The 18,203-nt window shown below is 64.4% G+C and carries 1 protein-coding gene; it reads right to left on the bottom strand.

Annotation, left to right across the window (positions count from 1 at the left end; all coding sequences use genetic code 11):
* Position 1: 1 nt before the first annotated feature.
* Entirely contained in the window at positions 2–17,989 is a 17,988-nt protein-coding gene (locus ACPDIT_RS11245; protein ID WP_423443822.1) for a Calx-beta domain-containing protein, read from the bottom strand.
* Positions 17,990–18,203 lie beyond the last annotated feature (214 nt).

The raw sequence follows: 18,203 nt of genomic DNA, 5'->3' as shown, positions 1-18,203 counted from the left end.
TTCAGAAGGAGTATTCGACCGTGGAGGCCGTGTTCAGGATCAAAACCAGGTTCAGGAAGCTTTGCGGGCTGGTGGTGTGGAGGTTCACCACCAAACCGCTCAGCCCGATGCCGAGGAGGGTGTCGGCATAACCCTCGCCAGGGGCTTCGTAGACGGTGTCGGTGCCCTGGTTGAAGCTCAGATCGAAGATGTAAACATCGTTGTCGCGGCCGCCGTGCAGTTCGTCGTTGCCGCCGTTGCCGCGCAAGGTGTCGTCACCGTCCCCGCCGCTGAGCATGTCGTTGCCGCTGCCGCCGTAGAGAGTGTCGTTGCCACCCTGACCCAACAGCCAGGCCCGACCAGTGAAGGCGGTGACGTCGAGCACGTTGGCGCTGTCGCCACCCACCAAGATGGCCCAAAGGATGCCGCTCAGCGTGTCGGTCTCCGACCCGATCGTCAGCGTTGTATCGGTCAAGACCATGTCGGCGTCGCGGACTTCATAAATGGCATCATTGGCACCGCCACCGCCCTGGATCAGGTCGTTGCCCGGTCCGCCCACAAAAATGTTGTCCAGGCTGTTGCCGATCAGCACGTCCGCCCGCGCGGTTCCCCAAAGGTACTCGATGGCCGCGCCATGCATCAGAGTCAGGCTGAGATGGGTGGCGTGGACCACCTGCAGGGAGGTCAGCGACAGGTTGACGGTGATTCCCACGGTGGTGGTCTCCGCAAAGTCGAGCATGTCGGTGCCGCCGCCGGGCAGTTCGTCGACAGTATCGCTGCCCAGAGCCCCGTCCACGTCAAAGCGGTAAGTGTCATCGCCGGCGCCGCCCCGCAGCAGGTCATTGCCACGGCCGCCCACGAGGATGTCCGCACCCGCACCGCCGATCAGGGTGTCGTCCCCGTCGCCGCCCAACAGGGTCGCAGAACCTGTGAAGGCCGAGGCATTGAGTGTGTTGTTGCCCGGGCCACCCGTGAGCAGGGCTTTCTCGATGGAAAGGAGCATGTCGGTGTGCCCTCCCACCGACAGGGACGCATTGGTGAGAACGAAGTTGGCATCCGCCGTCTCCGCCACCGTGTCCGTGCCACCAGCGCCATCGAGGGAATCGTTCCCGGGGCCACCGGTCAGCAGGTTGTCCAGGCTGTTGCCCGTCAGGGTGTCGGGCCCACTGCCGCCGACCACGTTCTCCAGGTCTTCGCTGAGGAAGTAGAGTTGGAGCTCCCCGGACACGACGGTTTGAGCCACATTCAGCGAACCGAGGTTGACGGTGACGCCCACGGTGAAGGCGGAGAAGTCGAGCGTGTCCGTTCCGTCGCCGCCGATGACCACGTTGAAGTCGGTCCCGACCTGTCCGTTCGGCACGAACAGGAACCGGTCGTTGCCGGCGCCGCCTTCGAGCCAATTCGGTCCGGGTCCATCCCGCAGCACATCATCCCCCCCTCGGGCATAAATCCAGGCAGTGCCCGGGAAGGCCGACACGTCGAAGACCTCGTCGCGATCCGTGCCGGTGAGGATGGCCTGCTCGATGGAGTTCAGGGCAATCGTGCCCAGGCCCCCGGAGAAGGTCACGCCCGTGGCGGTGAGGGTCACGGTCGCGCCAGCGGGCGCCGGCAGGGGCGGCTCGGGAACCTGGAGGCGGACGGTGTCATTGCCGCCACCTCCCTGGATCTGCAACGCACCGGCCGTCCAGCCGCTGACATCGAACCCGTCGTCTTGCGGACTGCCGATCAGAACCAGGCTCTGGATGCCCAGCAAGCGGTCCACTTCGAAGATGGATTCGTCGGGCGGGGCCGCCACGGGATCCCGTTGCGTGATGAAGAGCAGGTGATTCTGTGCGACGAACTCCACGGGCCAGGTGGCCGCGGAAAGATCTTCAAGAACCTGATTGTTGCCGGTACCGCCGTCGAGCAAATCGTTCCCGCGGCCGCCGCTCAAGATGTCATGGCCCGGCCCGCCGTAGAGGAGATCAGCACCTGCGCCGCCGCGGAGGATGTCGCTGCCCAGGCCGCCGCTCAGGATGGCGCGGCCCGAGAAGGCGGAAGCATCGAGCAAATTGGGCCCTTCGCCGCCGGTGAGCCGGGCCTGTTCGATGGAGCCGAGCATCATGGGTCCCGAGGCCAGGGACATGCTGATGCTCGTATCGCTGAGCAGGAAGTCCGCATCGGCCGCCCACACCAGGGTGTCGATCCCGCCCTCTCCGTGGAGACTGCCCTGGCCGGTCCATCCGGTCAGGGTGAAGAGGTTGTTCGAGGAGCCGCCGGTGAGGTGTGCGATTTCAATGCTGTCAAGGCGATCCTCTTCGCCGGTGCCGCGCATGAGCCGGGTGTTGGTCAGGGTAAAGTCGGTATCGCCGGTTTCGTCGATCCGGTCCAGGCCCTCCCCGCCCAACAAAACGTCGTTGCCGGGCCCACCGTCGAGCTGATCATTGCCTCCCTTGCCGTCCAGCAGGTCGTCGCCCGGCCCACCGCGGAGGACATTATGATTGCCGTTACCGCGGAGGACATCATCCAACGCACCGCCCCGGACCTCTTCGATCCCCTCACCAACGATGCGGAGGGTGAGATGCGTGTTCACGGCCTGGAACGTGCCCAGGATCCCGAGGTTCACATGAATCGGCAGCGTGGAGGTCCCCGAGAAGTCGAGGAGGTCGTGGCCGGGATCGCTGATCGACTCCACGATGGTCTCGTTGCCCCAGGGATCGTCGGTGTCGAAAGCGTAGGTCTCGCTGCCGGCGCGGCCCTCCAGCCGGTCGTCGCCCGGGCCGCCCAACAACAGGTTGTCCAGTGCATTGCCGTAGAGGAAGTCGTTGCCGCTGCCGCCGATGGCGCCTTCCAGTTCGTCTTTCAGCACCACCATGAGGTTGGCATTGATGGCCTGGGCTGTGTTCAGAATCGCCAGATCCACGGTGACCGCGAGGGCGGTATCCGCAAAGCTCAACGTGTCATGTCCGCCATGGCCCGTCACGGTAACGGTGCCCAGGGGCGCGTCGGCGTCGAAGGAGAAGGTGTCGTCGCCACTGCCGCCCAGGTAAGTATCGTTGCCCGGCGTGGCCACGATGGTGACAGGCCGCGAGTAGGCCGAAGCGTTGATCACGTTGGCCCCGGGACCACCCCGCAGGGTCACGCTTTCCAGAGAAGCGAGGTGATAGGTGGCCCCGTTGGGCAGGCTGAGGGCGGCGTCTTTCGGGAATCCTGCCCACAGCAACCAGAACAGTCGCTCCATCCAGGTGGCATCCTTGAGCACCATGTCGGTGTCGTTGGTCACAAGCAGGGTATCCTGCCCGCCGGCGCCATCGACAAATGCTGTTCGCGTCCAGCCGTTGAGGTCGAAACGGTTGGCCTGCGCATCGCCGGTGAGCCGGGCCGTTTCGAACTGATCCTGCAGCTTGTGCTCGTTCAGCGTCACGTAGGTGCCGAGCTGAAGCTGCTGATGGATGAGTCGGTTCGGCATCAGCACGATACCTGGCACCGGTCGGACGGAAATGATCGTATCCTGACCGTGGTCGCCGCGGACGTCATCATCGCCCTGCCCCACGGTAATCTGGTCGTCACCCAAGCTGCCCAGCACGATGTCCACGCCGTCGCCTCCGGCCAGGAGGTCATCGCCGAGCTGGCCATCGATGAAATCGGCGCCCAGGCCGGCATCCACGGCATCCCGACCAGGCCCACCAAAGCGCAGGAGATTGCCCAGTTTTTGCGGCAGGTTCATGTCGGCCCAAGTGGCCGTGACCGCATAGCCGGGGATGTGACCGGAGTCGCCCAGGATGATGTCCCAATCGACTCCACCCAGGATGGAGTCGTCGTCGGTGATGGTGGGATTGCCCTGACCCACGATGTACACGGTGGCGGTGTCGTAGGGACGGCCGGTGGCATCGTGCAGCGTCACGGTGAAGTACCGAAATTCGGTAAAGCCCAGGTTCCGGTTGTGCACCGGGATGCGGACGACCTTGACGGTCTCACCGATCTCGAAGGTGAGCACGGCGGTGGTGGCGGTGTAATTGCGGGTGGCCGGCGGGGCGGAGACGGCTCCATTGGGCCCGGTACCGTCGAACGTCTTCACCACGACCACCGCGGGGTACGTGGCCACACCCCGAAGGATCACCACCTCCACGTAGCCCGGCTGGACCTCGGAGACGCTGTAGGTGCCGCGGCTGAACTGGAAGTTGCCGGGATTGGCGTATTGTCCGGCAGGCACCACGCCCGCGTGCACGGTGGTCTTCGTCGGCGCCGCGGCCGTGAGGGTGATGACGCGCGTGCGGTTGACGAACTCCGCGTCGCTGTCCGTGGTCGAGCCGTCGGCGGCCGGATTGCCATCCCCCACGTTGGGATCCACAAAGGTGAATCCATCCGGTAACTCGAACTGGACCACGTACTGGCTGGGCTGGGCCGGATCAATGTAGAGATTGGTAAAGGCATAGGTGCCGGTGGTGGTGAACACCGCGTTGACCGGGTTGCCCGCTGCATCCAGCAGGGTCACCAAAACGCCCTCCGTAAAGAGCGGGTCGGTGCCGTTCTGAACATGATTCAAGTTCAGGTCTCGCCAGATTTCCCCGCGGATCTGACCCGGGAAAGAGGGCGGTGTGACGGCAAAGACCGGGCCGTCATCGTAAATGGGATGCAGCGTGCTTCCGGGAGGCAGTCCATAGACGGCGCTCAGGTCGGTGCTGGACGTGACCACGACGACCACCGCGTCGTAAACCAGTTTGTTCACCGGCATGTTGGCGTCGGTGGCCGTCTGCCAGTGGCCGCCCACCACGTGATCGTCGCCTCCGCCTGCGTCGAGGCGGTCATTGCCCGGACCGCCAAAGATCGTGTCATCGGTCCCGCCACGGCCCGCTTCTCTGGTCGTGTCAGCGGGCACATGGAGACTGAAGCTGTTCTTGTAACCCACGGGCGTGAACGGCGAGATCCCGACCACGCCGTCGAAGGTTTCCGCCTGCGTCTCGTTCTGGGTGGTGTTGGTCCAGCTCCCGGACCATTTCATCAACAGGTAGGGGCCAAAGCCCTGTTGCCAGGCCGACTTGACCGTGGTGCCGTCCACGGTGATGGAGACCGGGCCGAGAGTCACCGGCCGGGTGTATTTGCCGGAGGCGTCGGTCCACACGTCGGCGGTTTGCGGCGCGCCGTTTTGCATCCAGGTGACCGTCACCTTCACATGGGCAATGCCGGCCTCGCCGAGGTCGAGGAATCCGTTCCCGTTGACATCGTGGAAGACCAGGCCCTCCACGGGGACCAGATCATCATCGTAAATCGTGCCGGTGCCCACGGCGCCCTGGGAAGCGAGCGTGGCCCGAATCGGGTTGCTGAGCCGCACCCCGAACCGCTCGGTCAGCTCGGGTTGACCATCCCGGACGATCTGCACGGACACGACCGTGGACGTGGCACTGGCCGGGATGAATGCGGTGCCCGAGGCGGCCACGAAGTCCAGTCCGGCCCGTGCGGTGCCGTTGACGGTGGTCCAGTCCACAAACACGCCGCCGGGCGGAGCCGGCTTGCTGAGCTGGATGGTGAAGCTGGCCGTGGTCGTGCCGGCCCCGGTGCCTTCCGTCACGAATGCGGGATGGACGGAGGCCACCGGCAGATCCGCATCGCGGATGATCAACGTGGCAGCGTCGGGACTGCCCTTGACGGGGCCGCCCGTGGGATTGCGCAGGAACAACAACACGGTTTCGTCGCCTTCCGAGAGCCCGTCGGCGAAGATGGGCACGCGGATGGTCTTGGTGGTCTCGTTCCCCTGGAAGTACACCACCTGTCGGAAGATGGCCCCGTAATCGCTGCCCGCCGCGGCGGTGCCGTTGGCGGTGAAGAACACGGCCACGGGCTGCGAGCTCCCCGGCGCGCGATGCAGCGTGATGAGGGCGTACGTCGTGCCCGAGGCGGGCTCCTGGACCGTGAACGTGGTGCTCCCGAAGTACACATTCCAGGGACCGGCATCCACGGCCACCGGCCCGTCATTGTCCCGGATCATCACAGTGAAATGATTGCTTTGGGTGAGCGGATCGGCGGCGATCACCGCGTGTTCAGCGCTCAGCAGGTTGACGAAGAAGACCTCGTCAGGCTCATCCCGCAGATCACCGAACACCTTGACGTAGATCGTTTTGGTCGTTTCCCCGGGCTGGAAAACCAGGACCTGATCGGCGACGGGCATGTTGTCGTTTGGATTGGCCTCGTAATCCGGCCCGTTGTGGAGGTCGCCGGAGTAAACAGCCTCGACCGCCGTACCGGGACTCGTGGCATAGGTCACGGTCACTTTCTGGCCACTGACAGCCGAAAGGCTGATCTGCACGGGCACCAGGGCGAAACCGGCATCGGGCTCGAACAGGCTGGTGAAGAACGTGCCGGGAACCCCGAGGGCGTGGATGGAGACGCTGACCGGACCGTCGTCATCCGGGATAATCCCGTAGCCGCGATGGTCGCCGATGCGCGCGTACGCGGGGTTGAACAACTCCACGTAAAGGCTTTCATCGGGCTCATCCAAACTGTCCTGACGGAACGACACGGTGATCTTCTTGGCGGTTTCTCCCGGATTGAAGGTCAACGTGCCCGGGGCCGGTTGCACATAGTCGCCGTCCGCATACAGCGGATACGGTTTCGCCGGGTTCGGATCGCACCCGCAATCATACGCGGAATCCACGAGATACTGTACCGTGATCGCATACTCGCTGGGATTGGACAGCGAGATCACGAACTCCGCCGTGGTGTTCTCCGGCACGGTGTAGATGCGGGTGCCGTCGGGTTGCAGGGTCGAGGGCGGCACGTAGTCACCGATGCTGATCACCGGAACGGGATCCTCGTTCAGGATGGTGACCAGCACCTGCGCGGAGGAGGCGGGCAGCTGGATGCCGGCGCTGGGGTTGGAGAAAAGGACCCGGAACTGCTGATGCTCTTCATAGGTGAGGTCGCCCAGCACCACCAGGCTGATGGTCTTGGAAGTCTCGCCGGGGCCGAAGGTGAGCGTACCTGAAGCCGGCAGGTAATCGCCCGAAGCCGCGGTGGCGTTGCGCATCGGGTTGCCGTCGTTGCCGTCCGCGGTGGTGTAATCGAGGGTCACCGGCGTCCGTTGCGGGCCGGAGAGGGTGACGGTCAGGGTCACGCGGGTCTCACCGGCGTTGCCTTCGAGCACGGAGACGGAGTGGACCGACACCACCGGATCTCCCTCATAACCCGCGGCGATGTTGCGTTCGGTCTCGTCGAAGGTGAGCTGGAAGTCGGGCGTGCGGCCCTGCAGAGGCCCGCTGGGGTGGACATCGCTGTCATTGGCCGCTTCCTCGGCCTGCGAGGCGCCGCCGCCGAACTGCGGGATGAAGGTCAAACCCGCCGGCAAGCTGAAGGTCAGGTAATACCGATCCGGATCCAGGCCGGTGAATTTGAAGGAGCCGTCCACCTCGGTCCGGGTGGAACCGATCAGCAACCCGTCGTTCCGATACAGGGTGACGGTCACTCCGCCGAACCCGGTTTCATCGGCATCGCGCACCCCGTTCTTGTTCAGATCGAAGAAGATCGCGGATTCGATCGCGATGCCGGTGTCCCGTTCGCCGGTGCGGCCCATGGCGTCGTCGCCAAAGATCGTGTCATCCCCCGGCCCTCCGTCGAAGAAGTCGTTGTGATCCTCCTCCACCACGGAAGAGTCGCCGTGGTTCATGAAATTGCCGCCATACAACAGATCGCTGCCCGGGCCGCCGAAGAGGACATCCACATTGCCGCCACCGATCAGGAGGTCGTTGCCCGTGAAGGTGCTGGCCCCGCCCGGAATGTTCCGGACGGTGATCCCGGCGCCGGGAATGGCGGCAAGGGCGGCACGGATCGCGGCCAGGTTGGCCTGATGGATGGCCAGGCCGTTGATGGTGATTGGCAGGTCCGGGTCCTCGTCGCCGATCAGCAGGTCGATACCACCGTGGCCGTTGGCCCAGTCACTGCCCGCACCGGCCACCAGCAAGTCGTTTCCGGCACTGCCATAGAGTTTATCGTCGCCGGCATCGCCTGCGAGGACATCGTCCCCCGGGCCACCGTACAGGACGTCGTTGCCACCGTCGCCGCGGATCCAATCGTGCCCCTCTTCGCCATACACGATGTCATTGCCCGCGCCGGCACGAATCAGATCATCACCCGCCCGGCCGTAAATCGTGTCGTTCCCATCGGCCGCGTTGCCGGACCCGTCGTCCCCGTATAGCTCGTCGGCCTCCGAACTGCCGAAGATGGTGTCGTGGCCGGGCCCGCCGTAGATTCTCAGGGCACTGGCGCCGGCAGTGAGGGTGTCGTTGCCCGACCCGCCATACAGGACGACACCGGCGACTCCACCGTTGGTGCTGGCGTAGATTGCGTCCTTCCCGTCGTCGCCCCAGGCCTTGGAGTTGGGACCGTCGCCCAAATAAATGGTGTCGTTGCCCGCGCCGCCGCGAACCTCCACGGTGGAGAGCACGCCCCGGAAGTCGAGGTAGTCGTCTCCCTGCCCTGCGTCCTGCACGATCACACGTCCGACGTTTTCGAAGGTCTGCTTCCAGTTGCCCCACTGCACTTCGACGGTCTCGCTCCCGGCCGTGCCGCTGACGTGGCGGACGATGAAGGTTTCGCTGCCGTCGGTGGTGTCGATCTCCAGGCGGTTCGCCGCCCGCGACCCCACGTTCAAAAGCAGATCGGAGCCGGAGAACTCCGCCAGCACGGGCTCGGGACAGGTGATCTCGAAGCTGAAGAGCGTGATCTCGGCAAAGCGCCACGTCTTGTCGATGCTGAAGAAGAACAGGTCGATCTTCAGGAACGCTTCCAGGAACAGGTAAATCCGACCCTCGATGTCGAAGATACAGCGCGGATCCTGCTGGGCGTTGGCGATGATTTCGCTGACGCGCACCCGGCCGTCGTCGTTGATGTCGTTGAGGTCGAACGTGACCTCGAACCCAAGGCCGCCCTGGACGCCGGCCTTGACAATAACCAGGTTGACCTCGGCCCCGGCGAACAGTTCGCCATACAGCCGCACCTCGGGCTGTTCGTTGCCGCTGGCGTCAAAGTCCAGCACATAGAAGCCGTCGAGGATGTCCAGCGCATTCTTGTCGGCGGAACTGATGAACTTCTGAATCCCGTAAGTGTCGTACCCGAAGCCGATGTTGATGTCGGCGCCGATGGTCCCGCCGAACTTCGCGAACAACGGGCCCCAGATGGGGATGGACTGGGTATAGGTGAACCGGAACCGGAAAGTGGGCATGCGCCACTCGACCAGTCGGACCGGCTCGCCGATGAAGAGATTGAACAGCTCGCTCGGGTTCTCGAAGACAGGAATCTTGAAGTTGCTGAGACTTCCGACGTCGCTGGCAAAGCCGGCCACGGCGGCTTTGTAGGAACTGCTGGCGCCGGGGCCGGTGGCCGCCTGCGCCGCCGCGGCGATGTCGGCCATGGTCCGGCTGGCGACCGCCTCCAAGGCCTGGATGCTGCTCCGACGTCCGTCCGGACCTTCCAGCAAGCGGAACGACCCGAACGGAATCAGGATGGTCCCCTCGCCCAACCCCTCCAGGTCGCTGATCAAGTTGACCACCTGAATGACACCCTCGATGAAGTCCACCGTGGAGGGCTCGAGCAGACCGAAGGTGGCGGCCAGGTCCAACAGGGTGATCGTCTCTCCGGCCAGATCCGACAAGACCGGCAGGCGCATGGTCACGATGTCCAGCAGGGGCTGGATCGGTTCGGTGACCTTGCGGATTTCCTTCAGGATCGGGCCGAGGAAGTCGCTGATGAACGTGCCCAGATCGAGCTGGATGTTGGTGAAGTCGATCTGCGGAGGGGTGACCCCTTGGTCGGTGTTCGCCACCCAGCGCAATTTGAAGTCGGCCAGGACGCGCGGGAAGGCGGTGTTACCGCCGAAGCTGGCGATGAGCTTCAGGTTGACGTTGGCCTCGGCCCCCAGAACGGCATGCAAAATATCGTCGAACTGCGTCCCGCTGGAGAACAGCTCGGCCACGGTCAACTTGCCGTCGTGGTTTGGATCCTTCAGATCCACGCGGAAGGCGCCCTCGAAGAAGCTGGGTGCCTCCGGATCGTCCATCACGTCCAGTTGCAGGAAGAACAGTTGCCCGGACGCATGCAGCCCCGGGATTTCCGCTCGGAAGAAGATGGTGAGCTCGGGCGCCGATGCGGGTGCGGCGGTGTTGAAGTAGAACCCGTGGGTCAGGTCCACGCCAAAGCCGAATTTCCAGTCGAAGCCCAGCGACAGGACGACATTGCCATCGACCTGCAGACCGAAGCCGGGAACGCCGATCTGGAAATCGATTGGGTTTTGCGTGGTGTCGAGCAGAGCCAGCGTGCGGGCCAGGCGGAGGTTCACCGTCAGGCCCGTTTCGCAATCCAACACCACATCGAGCTGGCTGAATCCGGCCGCGGGGTCCAAGGGTTCGCCGGTTTCGTAATCCACCAGCAGGTCCAGGCCGCCGGGGCCCAGCGAGTTCCAGAGGGCCTTTTTGATGGCGTTTTCGACCGCCGTCAGACCGTTGCCCCCGGCGGCTTCCACCTCCTCCCGCAGCTCGCGCAACAGCCCGTTCCGGAAGTCCGCGATGAAATTGGCCGCGCCCCGGAGGCCGTTGCCCACGAGCGGCAACTGCGTGTTGTACACGATGCTGTTGAGGCCATCCTCCACCCAGCCCAGGAAGCGATCCAGACCGGCCAGGATGTCGTCGATGCTGTTGGCGATGACATCGCACAGCTCCAGACCCTGGAACAGCCGGCTGAAGTCCGGCGCGATGAGCAGAACATTTTCGAGCCTGCCGTTGCCGTTGTTGGACGCCGTGACGGGATCGCCGTCGTCGTCGCCGGTCAATGCGCTCGGACTGAAGGCGCCGCCGGCACCGGTGGCGTTTCGGATGGCCGTCAGGGCCACGTTGGCGGTCGTGGTCCCCAGATCCACCTGGACCGTGAGCGTATTTGTGGTGGGGTTGTAGGCGGCACTTGCCGTGTTCCCGCTCAGGGTGTCCAGGAAAACGATGCGATAATTCGTGATGGAGCCGCTGGATTGAATGTTCAGGTCGTTGTGCAGGCCGGCGAAGCGGATGACGCGGGACGTGCCCGTGGCCACGGTGGACACGGCCTCGTCGAGGAACAGCCGCACCAGGTCGGGGATCTCCACCACCAGATGGTGGTCCGGGTAGCCGTCGCCGTTTTGATCGGCCGAACCGCCCAGGGGGGTGCTTTCCAGCGGCGCAAACACCGGCAGCCGGGCACTCACCCCGCCCTCCAGCCGCAGATCGATGCTGTCCGAGCTCAGCCAGTTCTCGTCGAAATACAGCCGTCCATCCCCGTTCGTGTCCCGAAGCCCAAGCCGGAAGATCGCGCCGCGGTCGCTTTGCGTCGGACCCGTGTCCGGATCGCCGTCCTGATCCAGGGTTACCGTGCCGTTCCTGACGAAGATCCCGAAGACCGCACCCAGCGAGGCTTCCAGGTTGAGATCGGTGCCCGCGACGCGGGCCAGCAGCGTGACACCCGTCGTGTCATAGAAGAAGGCGCGGAGGTTGGTCGGGTTGGTAACATCCAGGCCAAAGTCGAGTCGCAAACTGGCACTGGCACTGACGGTGAGCCGGCCGTCGCCGCGGATTTGCACCAGCGTGGTGGCGAACTGAAGGAACGACCGAAGGGTGGGATTGTCGCCGGCGACCCGGCCGAGGAGTTGCTGCAGGTCCAGTTGGAAGGGCAGGACGTTCGCGTAAGCGGTCGTGAAATTGAGCGAGAACTTGAGCGCGGTCGTGGTGATGGTGCCGGCCCCGGTGTTGCCGGAGGCAGGATTGTCCGGAGGCGCCAGCGCGGCGTTCCACGGCGAGCTCAGGGCGTTGATGGCCGACACGATGGCCGAGGCGGTGGTGCGGCCCGGGTTAATGCGGATCGTCAGCAGTTTGACCGCAGGATCCCAAGTGGCGCGGGCGGAGGTGTCCGTGATGCTGCTGTCGCCCACAATCCGCACCACGGAGCCGTTCAGATGCGCGCCGTTGGCGTTGGCCGTGATGCGGAAGGCGTTGTTGTCGCCGTTGAAGTTGATCAGCAGGGTGCTGGGCGTGGAAGCGCTTCCCCCGGAGGTGACGAGGCTTGCGGCCGAGACTCCGTTCTCATCCAGCGAAATGGTCAGAACGTTCGGATCCAAGTGGAACAGTTGGTCGATCTGGCGCTTCATTTCGGCCAGCGTGTTCTGCAGGGTCTGCTGCGATCCCGCGCCGCTCAGGCCGTCGAGCCACTCCGCAAACCGGCCGGCATAATCGAGCATGTCGTGGACGCTGAGGTTCACGAACGGCAGCGGTTCATCCAGGAACGAGAACGCGCTGAGCCGGCTGAGGCTGTCCGCGAGAGTGCGCAGCGCCCGCACGATCTGCACAAAGTTCAGACTCGAAAAGTTTTCCAGGCTGCCCAGGCTCGGATAGCTCAGGAAAATCCCCTTGTTGTTGGTCGCCGGATCGTAGGGATTCGGATTGTAGTGCAGCTGGGTGAGGTCCGGGATCCACACGGACACTTGCGGATTGGTCAGCGGGAGAGAGAAGCCCAGCCCACCCACGGTGATGTTGTCCAGCCGGGCCAGAAGGCTGCCCGTGAAACTGAATGCAGGCGCCAGGTTGGCGATGTGGTTGGAGGAGGTGTTGTTGAACAACTCGGTGATGTAAAACCGGCGCTCGCCCGTGCTTTGATTCTCCAGGGCGACCGTGGCGGCAATGGGCGCCGGGGTGACCCCGTCGTACGCCAGGGTCCCGAAGACCCCGCCGCTTGTGTTCACCTCCACGAATCCGAACCGGAGCGTCCCGCTGATCCCCGGCGGAGCGGTCACCACACTGAGACTGCCGCTGAGCTGGGCGTTTTCGATGAACAGCCCTTTCATGGGGCTGGTGGCCATGCTGAGGGCCACCTGGTCGGTGGTCGTGGCGGGATTGTTGTCCAGGTCCAGACGCTGATGGCCGAAGCCCAGTTCGGTGACGAATGGATCCTGCGGCGGCGCGATGATCACGATGCGGTTGATGATCCCCAACTGGGAGGGCTTCGCCGAGACCACCAGGTTGCCACCCGCGGCCTGGGCCACCAGGACGTCACCCAGTGTCCCGGAGCCATGCGGCGTGGCGGCGAACAGGGCGTTCAGGTCCGCTGCCAGGTCCTGTATGCTGTTGTTGGTGGCCGTACTGGCGGCCGTCAGCGTCAGCGGGAACAACTGGCTGAAGGTACCCAGCGGGTTCGGCTCGGCCTCGTTGAGGTAGATGCCGAAGTGCGCGTCGGCGCTGATCCGGCCGTTGGCCGGCACCGGCACGGTGCCGGTGGTGAACACCCGCGGCACGTCCGCCGCGCCGAGGTCGAACCCGAGGGTGAACTGGAACCCGACGGTCGCACTGAATTGCAGGGCGCCCTGGAGGCTCGCCCCTGCGATGGGTCCGAGCGCCAGGTTGAAGTTGAACGGCAACGTGGGGGAGCCGAACAGCTGCTGGGTGTTGTAGGTCCACGACTTGTTGACCGGGTAGGTGTACACGCGGCGTGCCGGGTCGTAAGTGACCCCGCCATCCCCGTCCAACAGCCCGTCGTTCAAGAAATCCGCCAGCGCCGGGAAGAACTCCTCCGTGGTAAACCGCTCGGTCAGGACGCCGATTTGATCGTTGGTGGTGGGATCCCCGTCGCCCGGCCCGAACCCGAGCCCGGAGGCGGCGCCGTCCGCATCCACCAGGTTCAAGGTCGTGCCCTTGGCAATCTCGTCTTCCCGCAGGGCGATGACCACCTGCTTGTCCTTGTTGATGCGCGCCACCAGTTGCGCGGCCAGACCCGCCGCGTTGATGGCGTTGTTCAGCAATTGCACCAGCTCCGTGCCACTGCGGCTGTTGGGATTGCCGATCGTGTCGGTCACCGTCAGCGTCTGCACGGGACCCTCGCCGAGCCGGATCTTGAGCTGTGCCCCCGCCAGCGGTCCGGTGTGCACCGTGGTTTCGAACACCGCGCGCGACTGGAGCTCCACGCTGACCATGTACTTGTAAATCGTGTCCACGAAAAGCTGGGACCAGTCGAACGCGTCGCCGAGGGTCACACCCCCCGTGAAGGGAATCTCCACGTCGAACAGGCTGGATTGTGCGAAGGCATCGAACCAGTCCCCCAGCTGGCGCAGGAACTGCACCCACTCAAAGGGACTCGCTTTGGCGAAGTCGAAATTCACCAGGGATTGCAGGGGCGGTCCCAGGGTGAGGTTCCCCGCTGCGTCGATGGAAACCAGCAGCTCGCTGTCACTGAGCCGACGAAACTCCACCGTCCCGCCACTGACCCGCACAAGCAACTGGAACGGCAGGGCCAGGGATCCCAGGTGCAGATGCCCGTCGACATGTACCTCGAGGTAATTGCCCGCCGGCAGGTTCAACGTGCGCGAACCCGTCGGCAGCGTCAGGGTGGCGTTGAGCAAAGCACCCGTGGTGTTCAGTTTCAGGACCAACGATCCGCTCAACCCCACCACACCCGCCTCGAACTGCAGATCCGCCTCGCCCGCCAACCCGGCCCCGCTCAACACAAAGGCGCCGCTGCCGCGGTCAAAGGAGACCACCGTGAAACTGCCGGCTTTCAACGCGAAGTGCAGATGGGTCGCGCCCAGTTTGAAAACCGGCTGGCCCGCCAGCACGGCCCGCTCGATCACAAAGCTGCCGCCCAGCACCACGGCATTGGCCAGACCCGTGATCTGAGCCGTCCCCGTAACCGCCAGGAACTGGTGATAATACAAACCGCTGAACTGGATACTGACATCGTCCGCCGGGTTGTCGTTGATGGGCACCACCACCGGGTCGGGCACGCCGACGTCCCCTCCGGTGTTGTTGATCCGCAGTTCCAGGTTTTGGGCCGTGATCCCGAGCACACCGGCGCCGCTCAGGTTGGCACTACTGACGCGGAGCTGGCCGGCAATGCCCGTGCTGTAGATCACAAATGCGCCCGACCCCCCGGCCACGCTCAATCCCACCGGACCCGCTCCGATCGTGGCATTCACGTCCGAAGCGGCCACGGTCAAATAGGGGGGCGTACCCGGCACCAGAGCGATGATGAACCGGCCCTCCAGGCTCTGCGTGTACGAGCCCACCGGGATCTGGATCGTCACCGGCACCGGCCCGGAGTCCAGTTTGTGGAACGGCCCGGCCGGAAGGTTCAAGGAAGTGGGATTGCCCACGACTTCCTGGAACGCCGCGGGCATGGTGTTGAAGCTCCACTGGAAGGTGTGCGAGAACCCCGTGCCGAAAGCGTTCACAGCCACGGTGATCTGCCCCTCCCCGGCAATCCCGGCGTCCGTGATCACAAACACGCCGGACCCGTTGCTGGCAGATAACAGGCTGGTGCCAAAAGAGAAGCCCACGTTGGCCGCACTGACCTTGATGACCCTGCGCCCCGCCTGCGTCGTCTTCTGCTCGAAGGCAAAATCCCCCGTCAGGCCGGCCCCCAGGAAGCTCAAGGTCACCCCGCTGCCGGTCACCTGCAGGTAAGGCCCGGCCGGCAGATTGATCGTGACGGGCGAGCCGCCGACGGTCACCGTTTCGTTGACCGCCGCGGCCGTGTCGTTGATTCGCACCGTGAAACTGCCCGAGACGGTCAGCCCGGTCGCATTCAGGCCCACCGTGGCCGTGGCCGTGCCCGCCACTCCTCCCGAGGTCAGGAGGAACAACCCGCTTCCATTGGTGACCGTCAGGACATTCGCGGTCGTCGCCCCAAAGTTGAACGACACGCCACTGGCGGCCACCGTCACCACCCACTCGCCCCCCGTAAGGGTCTGGCGCCGCTCGAACTCGAAGTTCCCCGTCAGCCCAATGCCCTGCACGGTCAGCGTAACCCCGGTACCACTGACCCGCAGGAATGGGCCGGCCGGGACGTTGACCGTGACCGACATCCCGTTGACGTTGATCGTCTGATTGTAAGCCGTGGCCGTGTTGTTCAGGGCCACGGCGAAGCCGCCGCTCAGAGAGACGCCGGTCACGGCGATGGTGGCGTTCGCCGAAACACTCCCCACCACGCCGCTGCTCCGGAAGACCAGCGCGCCCGTACCATCGCTGACATTCAACAGCGGTTGCGAACCGTCCGTGAAACTGAAGCCCAGTCCGGCCACGCCCACCGCCACTTCTTCATAACCGTTGCCCGGATTCCCATCCGCATCGCGCGGTTCGAACACGAAACTGCCGTTCAAGCTGGCCTGGGGATTGGTCAGCCCCAGCGTGGCTGTCCCGGCCACTCGGAAGTAAGGGCCGGCCGGCAGGTTCACCGCCACTCCGTCGATCGTGGGCACCGCCCCCGCGGAGGTGTTCAATGCGAGGGTCAAGCCGCTGGCGGACAAACTGAGACCGGGAATCGCCGGGCCCAGGGCAAAGTCCAACGTCAGCGTCCCTGCCAACCCGTCGCCCAACAGGACAAAAGTTCCAGTTCCGTTCTGCACGCTCAGCACCCGGTTGCCGGCCGCCCCCAACTGGAACAGGACGTTTGACGCGCGCAGGACGGTTTCCGTGCCCGTGTTCTCGAACGTGAAGCTCCCCGTCAGCGTCTGCCCCATCACCGTCAGGGTGCTGTTCACCTCCAGACTCAGCTTCGGCGCTTGCGCAAACAGGTCCGGCGACTGCACACGCACCACGTAGCTTCCGGTCAGGGTGAACCCCAGGAAGGTCAGGCTGCCCGTCAGCGGGAAGGCAGCGTCCAGGGTGCCGGCCTTGGTGAGATTGAAGGCGTTGCCCACCGGCATCGAGCCATTGGCCAACTGGGTGAGCGTGCCGGACGCTATCCAACCGCCGGAAACGATGCTCGCATCCGGAACCGCCGTTACACCAGCGGTCAACGTCACCGTGCCTCCACCGCCGTTGAGAGTGACGGAACCTGTGGGGAGGCTGAAGTTAAACGCATAACCGCCCAACCCGGAGGCGTTGACCCGGGCCCTGGCTCCCACTCCATCCAGCCCCACCAAGGCGCCGCTCGTCTGGCGCCCGATGCGAAGGTCGAGGACCGCTGCACTCTGCACCGTCACCGTGGGGGCTGCCCCGCTGAACACCGCCCCGAACACCCCTCCCAACACGTTTTGCAGGGCCTGGTTGATGGCGGTGGGTTCCAACTCCAGGCTCATCTCCCACCACATCGGATCGGAACTGGTGGCACCGAACTGTGCCAAAACGCCCCGCACCCGGAAGGTGAACCCGTTAAAGGTGGTGTTGTTCCAGCTTTCGATGGTCCGCGTAACCGTGGCGGCACTGGGCAGGCTGCTCAGAACACCCTGCAGCCGCTGCTTCAGCCCGTTGACAATCGCAGTGCCCGCGTCGGCCAGACTACCCAGACTCGACCCTATAAACGGCAGGCTCTGCGCAAAGCTGCCAAAACTGTCCAAAAAGTTGCCCACGGCCCCCAGCTGATCCAGGGCGTTTGCAATAACAGTGTCCGCTCCTGGAGCGAGGGAGGGAGTTTGGACGATTTGAAGCTGGAGACCTGTAGCGGTGTAAACGGGTTTCAGCGCCCAGTTTGGCTGACCGGGGATGGAGGCGGTGCCCAACCAGTTGGCAAACTCTCCAGTTCGCCCGCCACTCGGCCAGGTGATCACTGTAAATGTGTCACCCAGGGCCGGGACGTATCCGCCTTGGGGATTGAAAATGATTCGAAGCGTGCCGTCGAGGATCGCCGACCCGGTAACCTCGATCCAATCGTAGCTGACACCTTGGGCCAGCCCTTCGATCTCGATCTCCGTTACGCTCTCCGGGCCGGGATTGAAAGTCCCCACCACCAAGTGCCCCGGCGAGTTGCCGGGACGAACCACACCACCGCCTGCGATGCCCCCGAGAACGGTGCCACTCCCCGTGAGCACCTGCCCATCGCACAACCACAGCACCCCACCGCCCAAGTCCAACGGAACATCGGGAGTGAGACGGATCTCGCCCGCGTCAAAGTCCGGTGGCCCGTTGGCAGCCCGTAAGGTCGCCACCAGCTCGGCCACTCGGGGGCTCAAATCTGGCTGACTGGAAGGCTCCTGCGAAACCACATCCCGGGAAGCAAGTTCGGCCGACGACTCCGGAGTGGCGTCGGTCTCCGCCACAGTCGTCCGAGAAGCCTCGACTGCCGAAGTGTCCGAAGTGCCGGACGGTTGGTCCGGGAGCGTTCCACTCCCTCCGGCCACAGCCACCATCAACAACTCCCCCGGGGCCCCAAAACCATCTGAAGGCTCGAGGTCCACGGGCAAAGTATCAGCCTTTGCCAAACCGACCTCGTCACCCGCGCCGTCGGCAGTAGCCCCAGAAGAGTCCGGAATC

It is taken from the genome of Limisphaera sp. VF-2 (assembly GCF_049537125.1).
Classification (GTDB): Bacteria; Verrucomicrobiota; Verrucomicrobiia; order Limisphaerales; family Limisphaeraceae; genus Limisphaera.
Note: the sequence above shows the minus strand (reverse complement) of the source record. Positions and strands in the feature narration are given on the sequence as shown.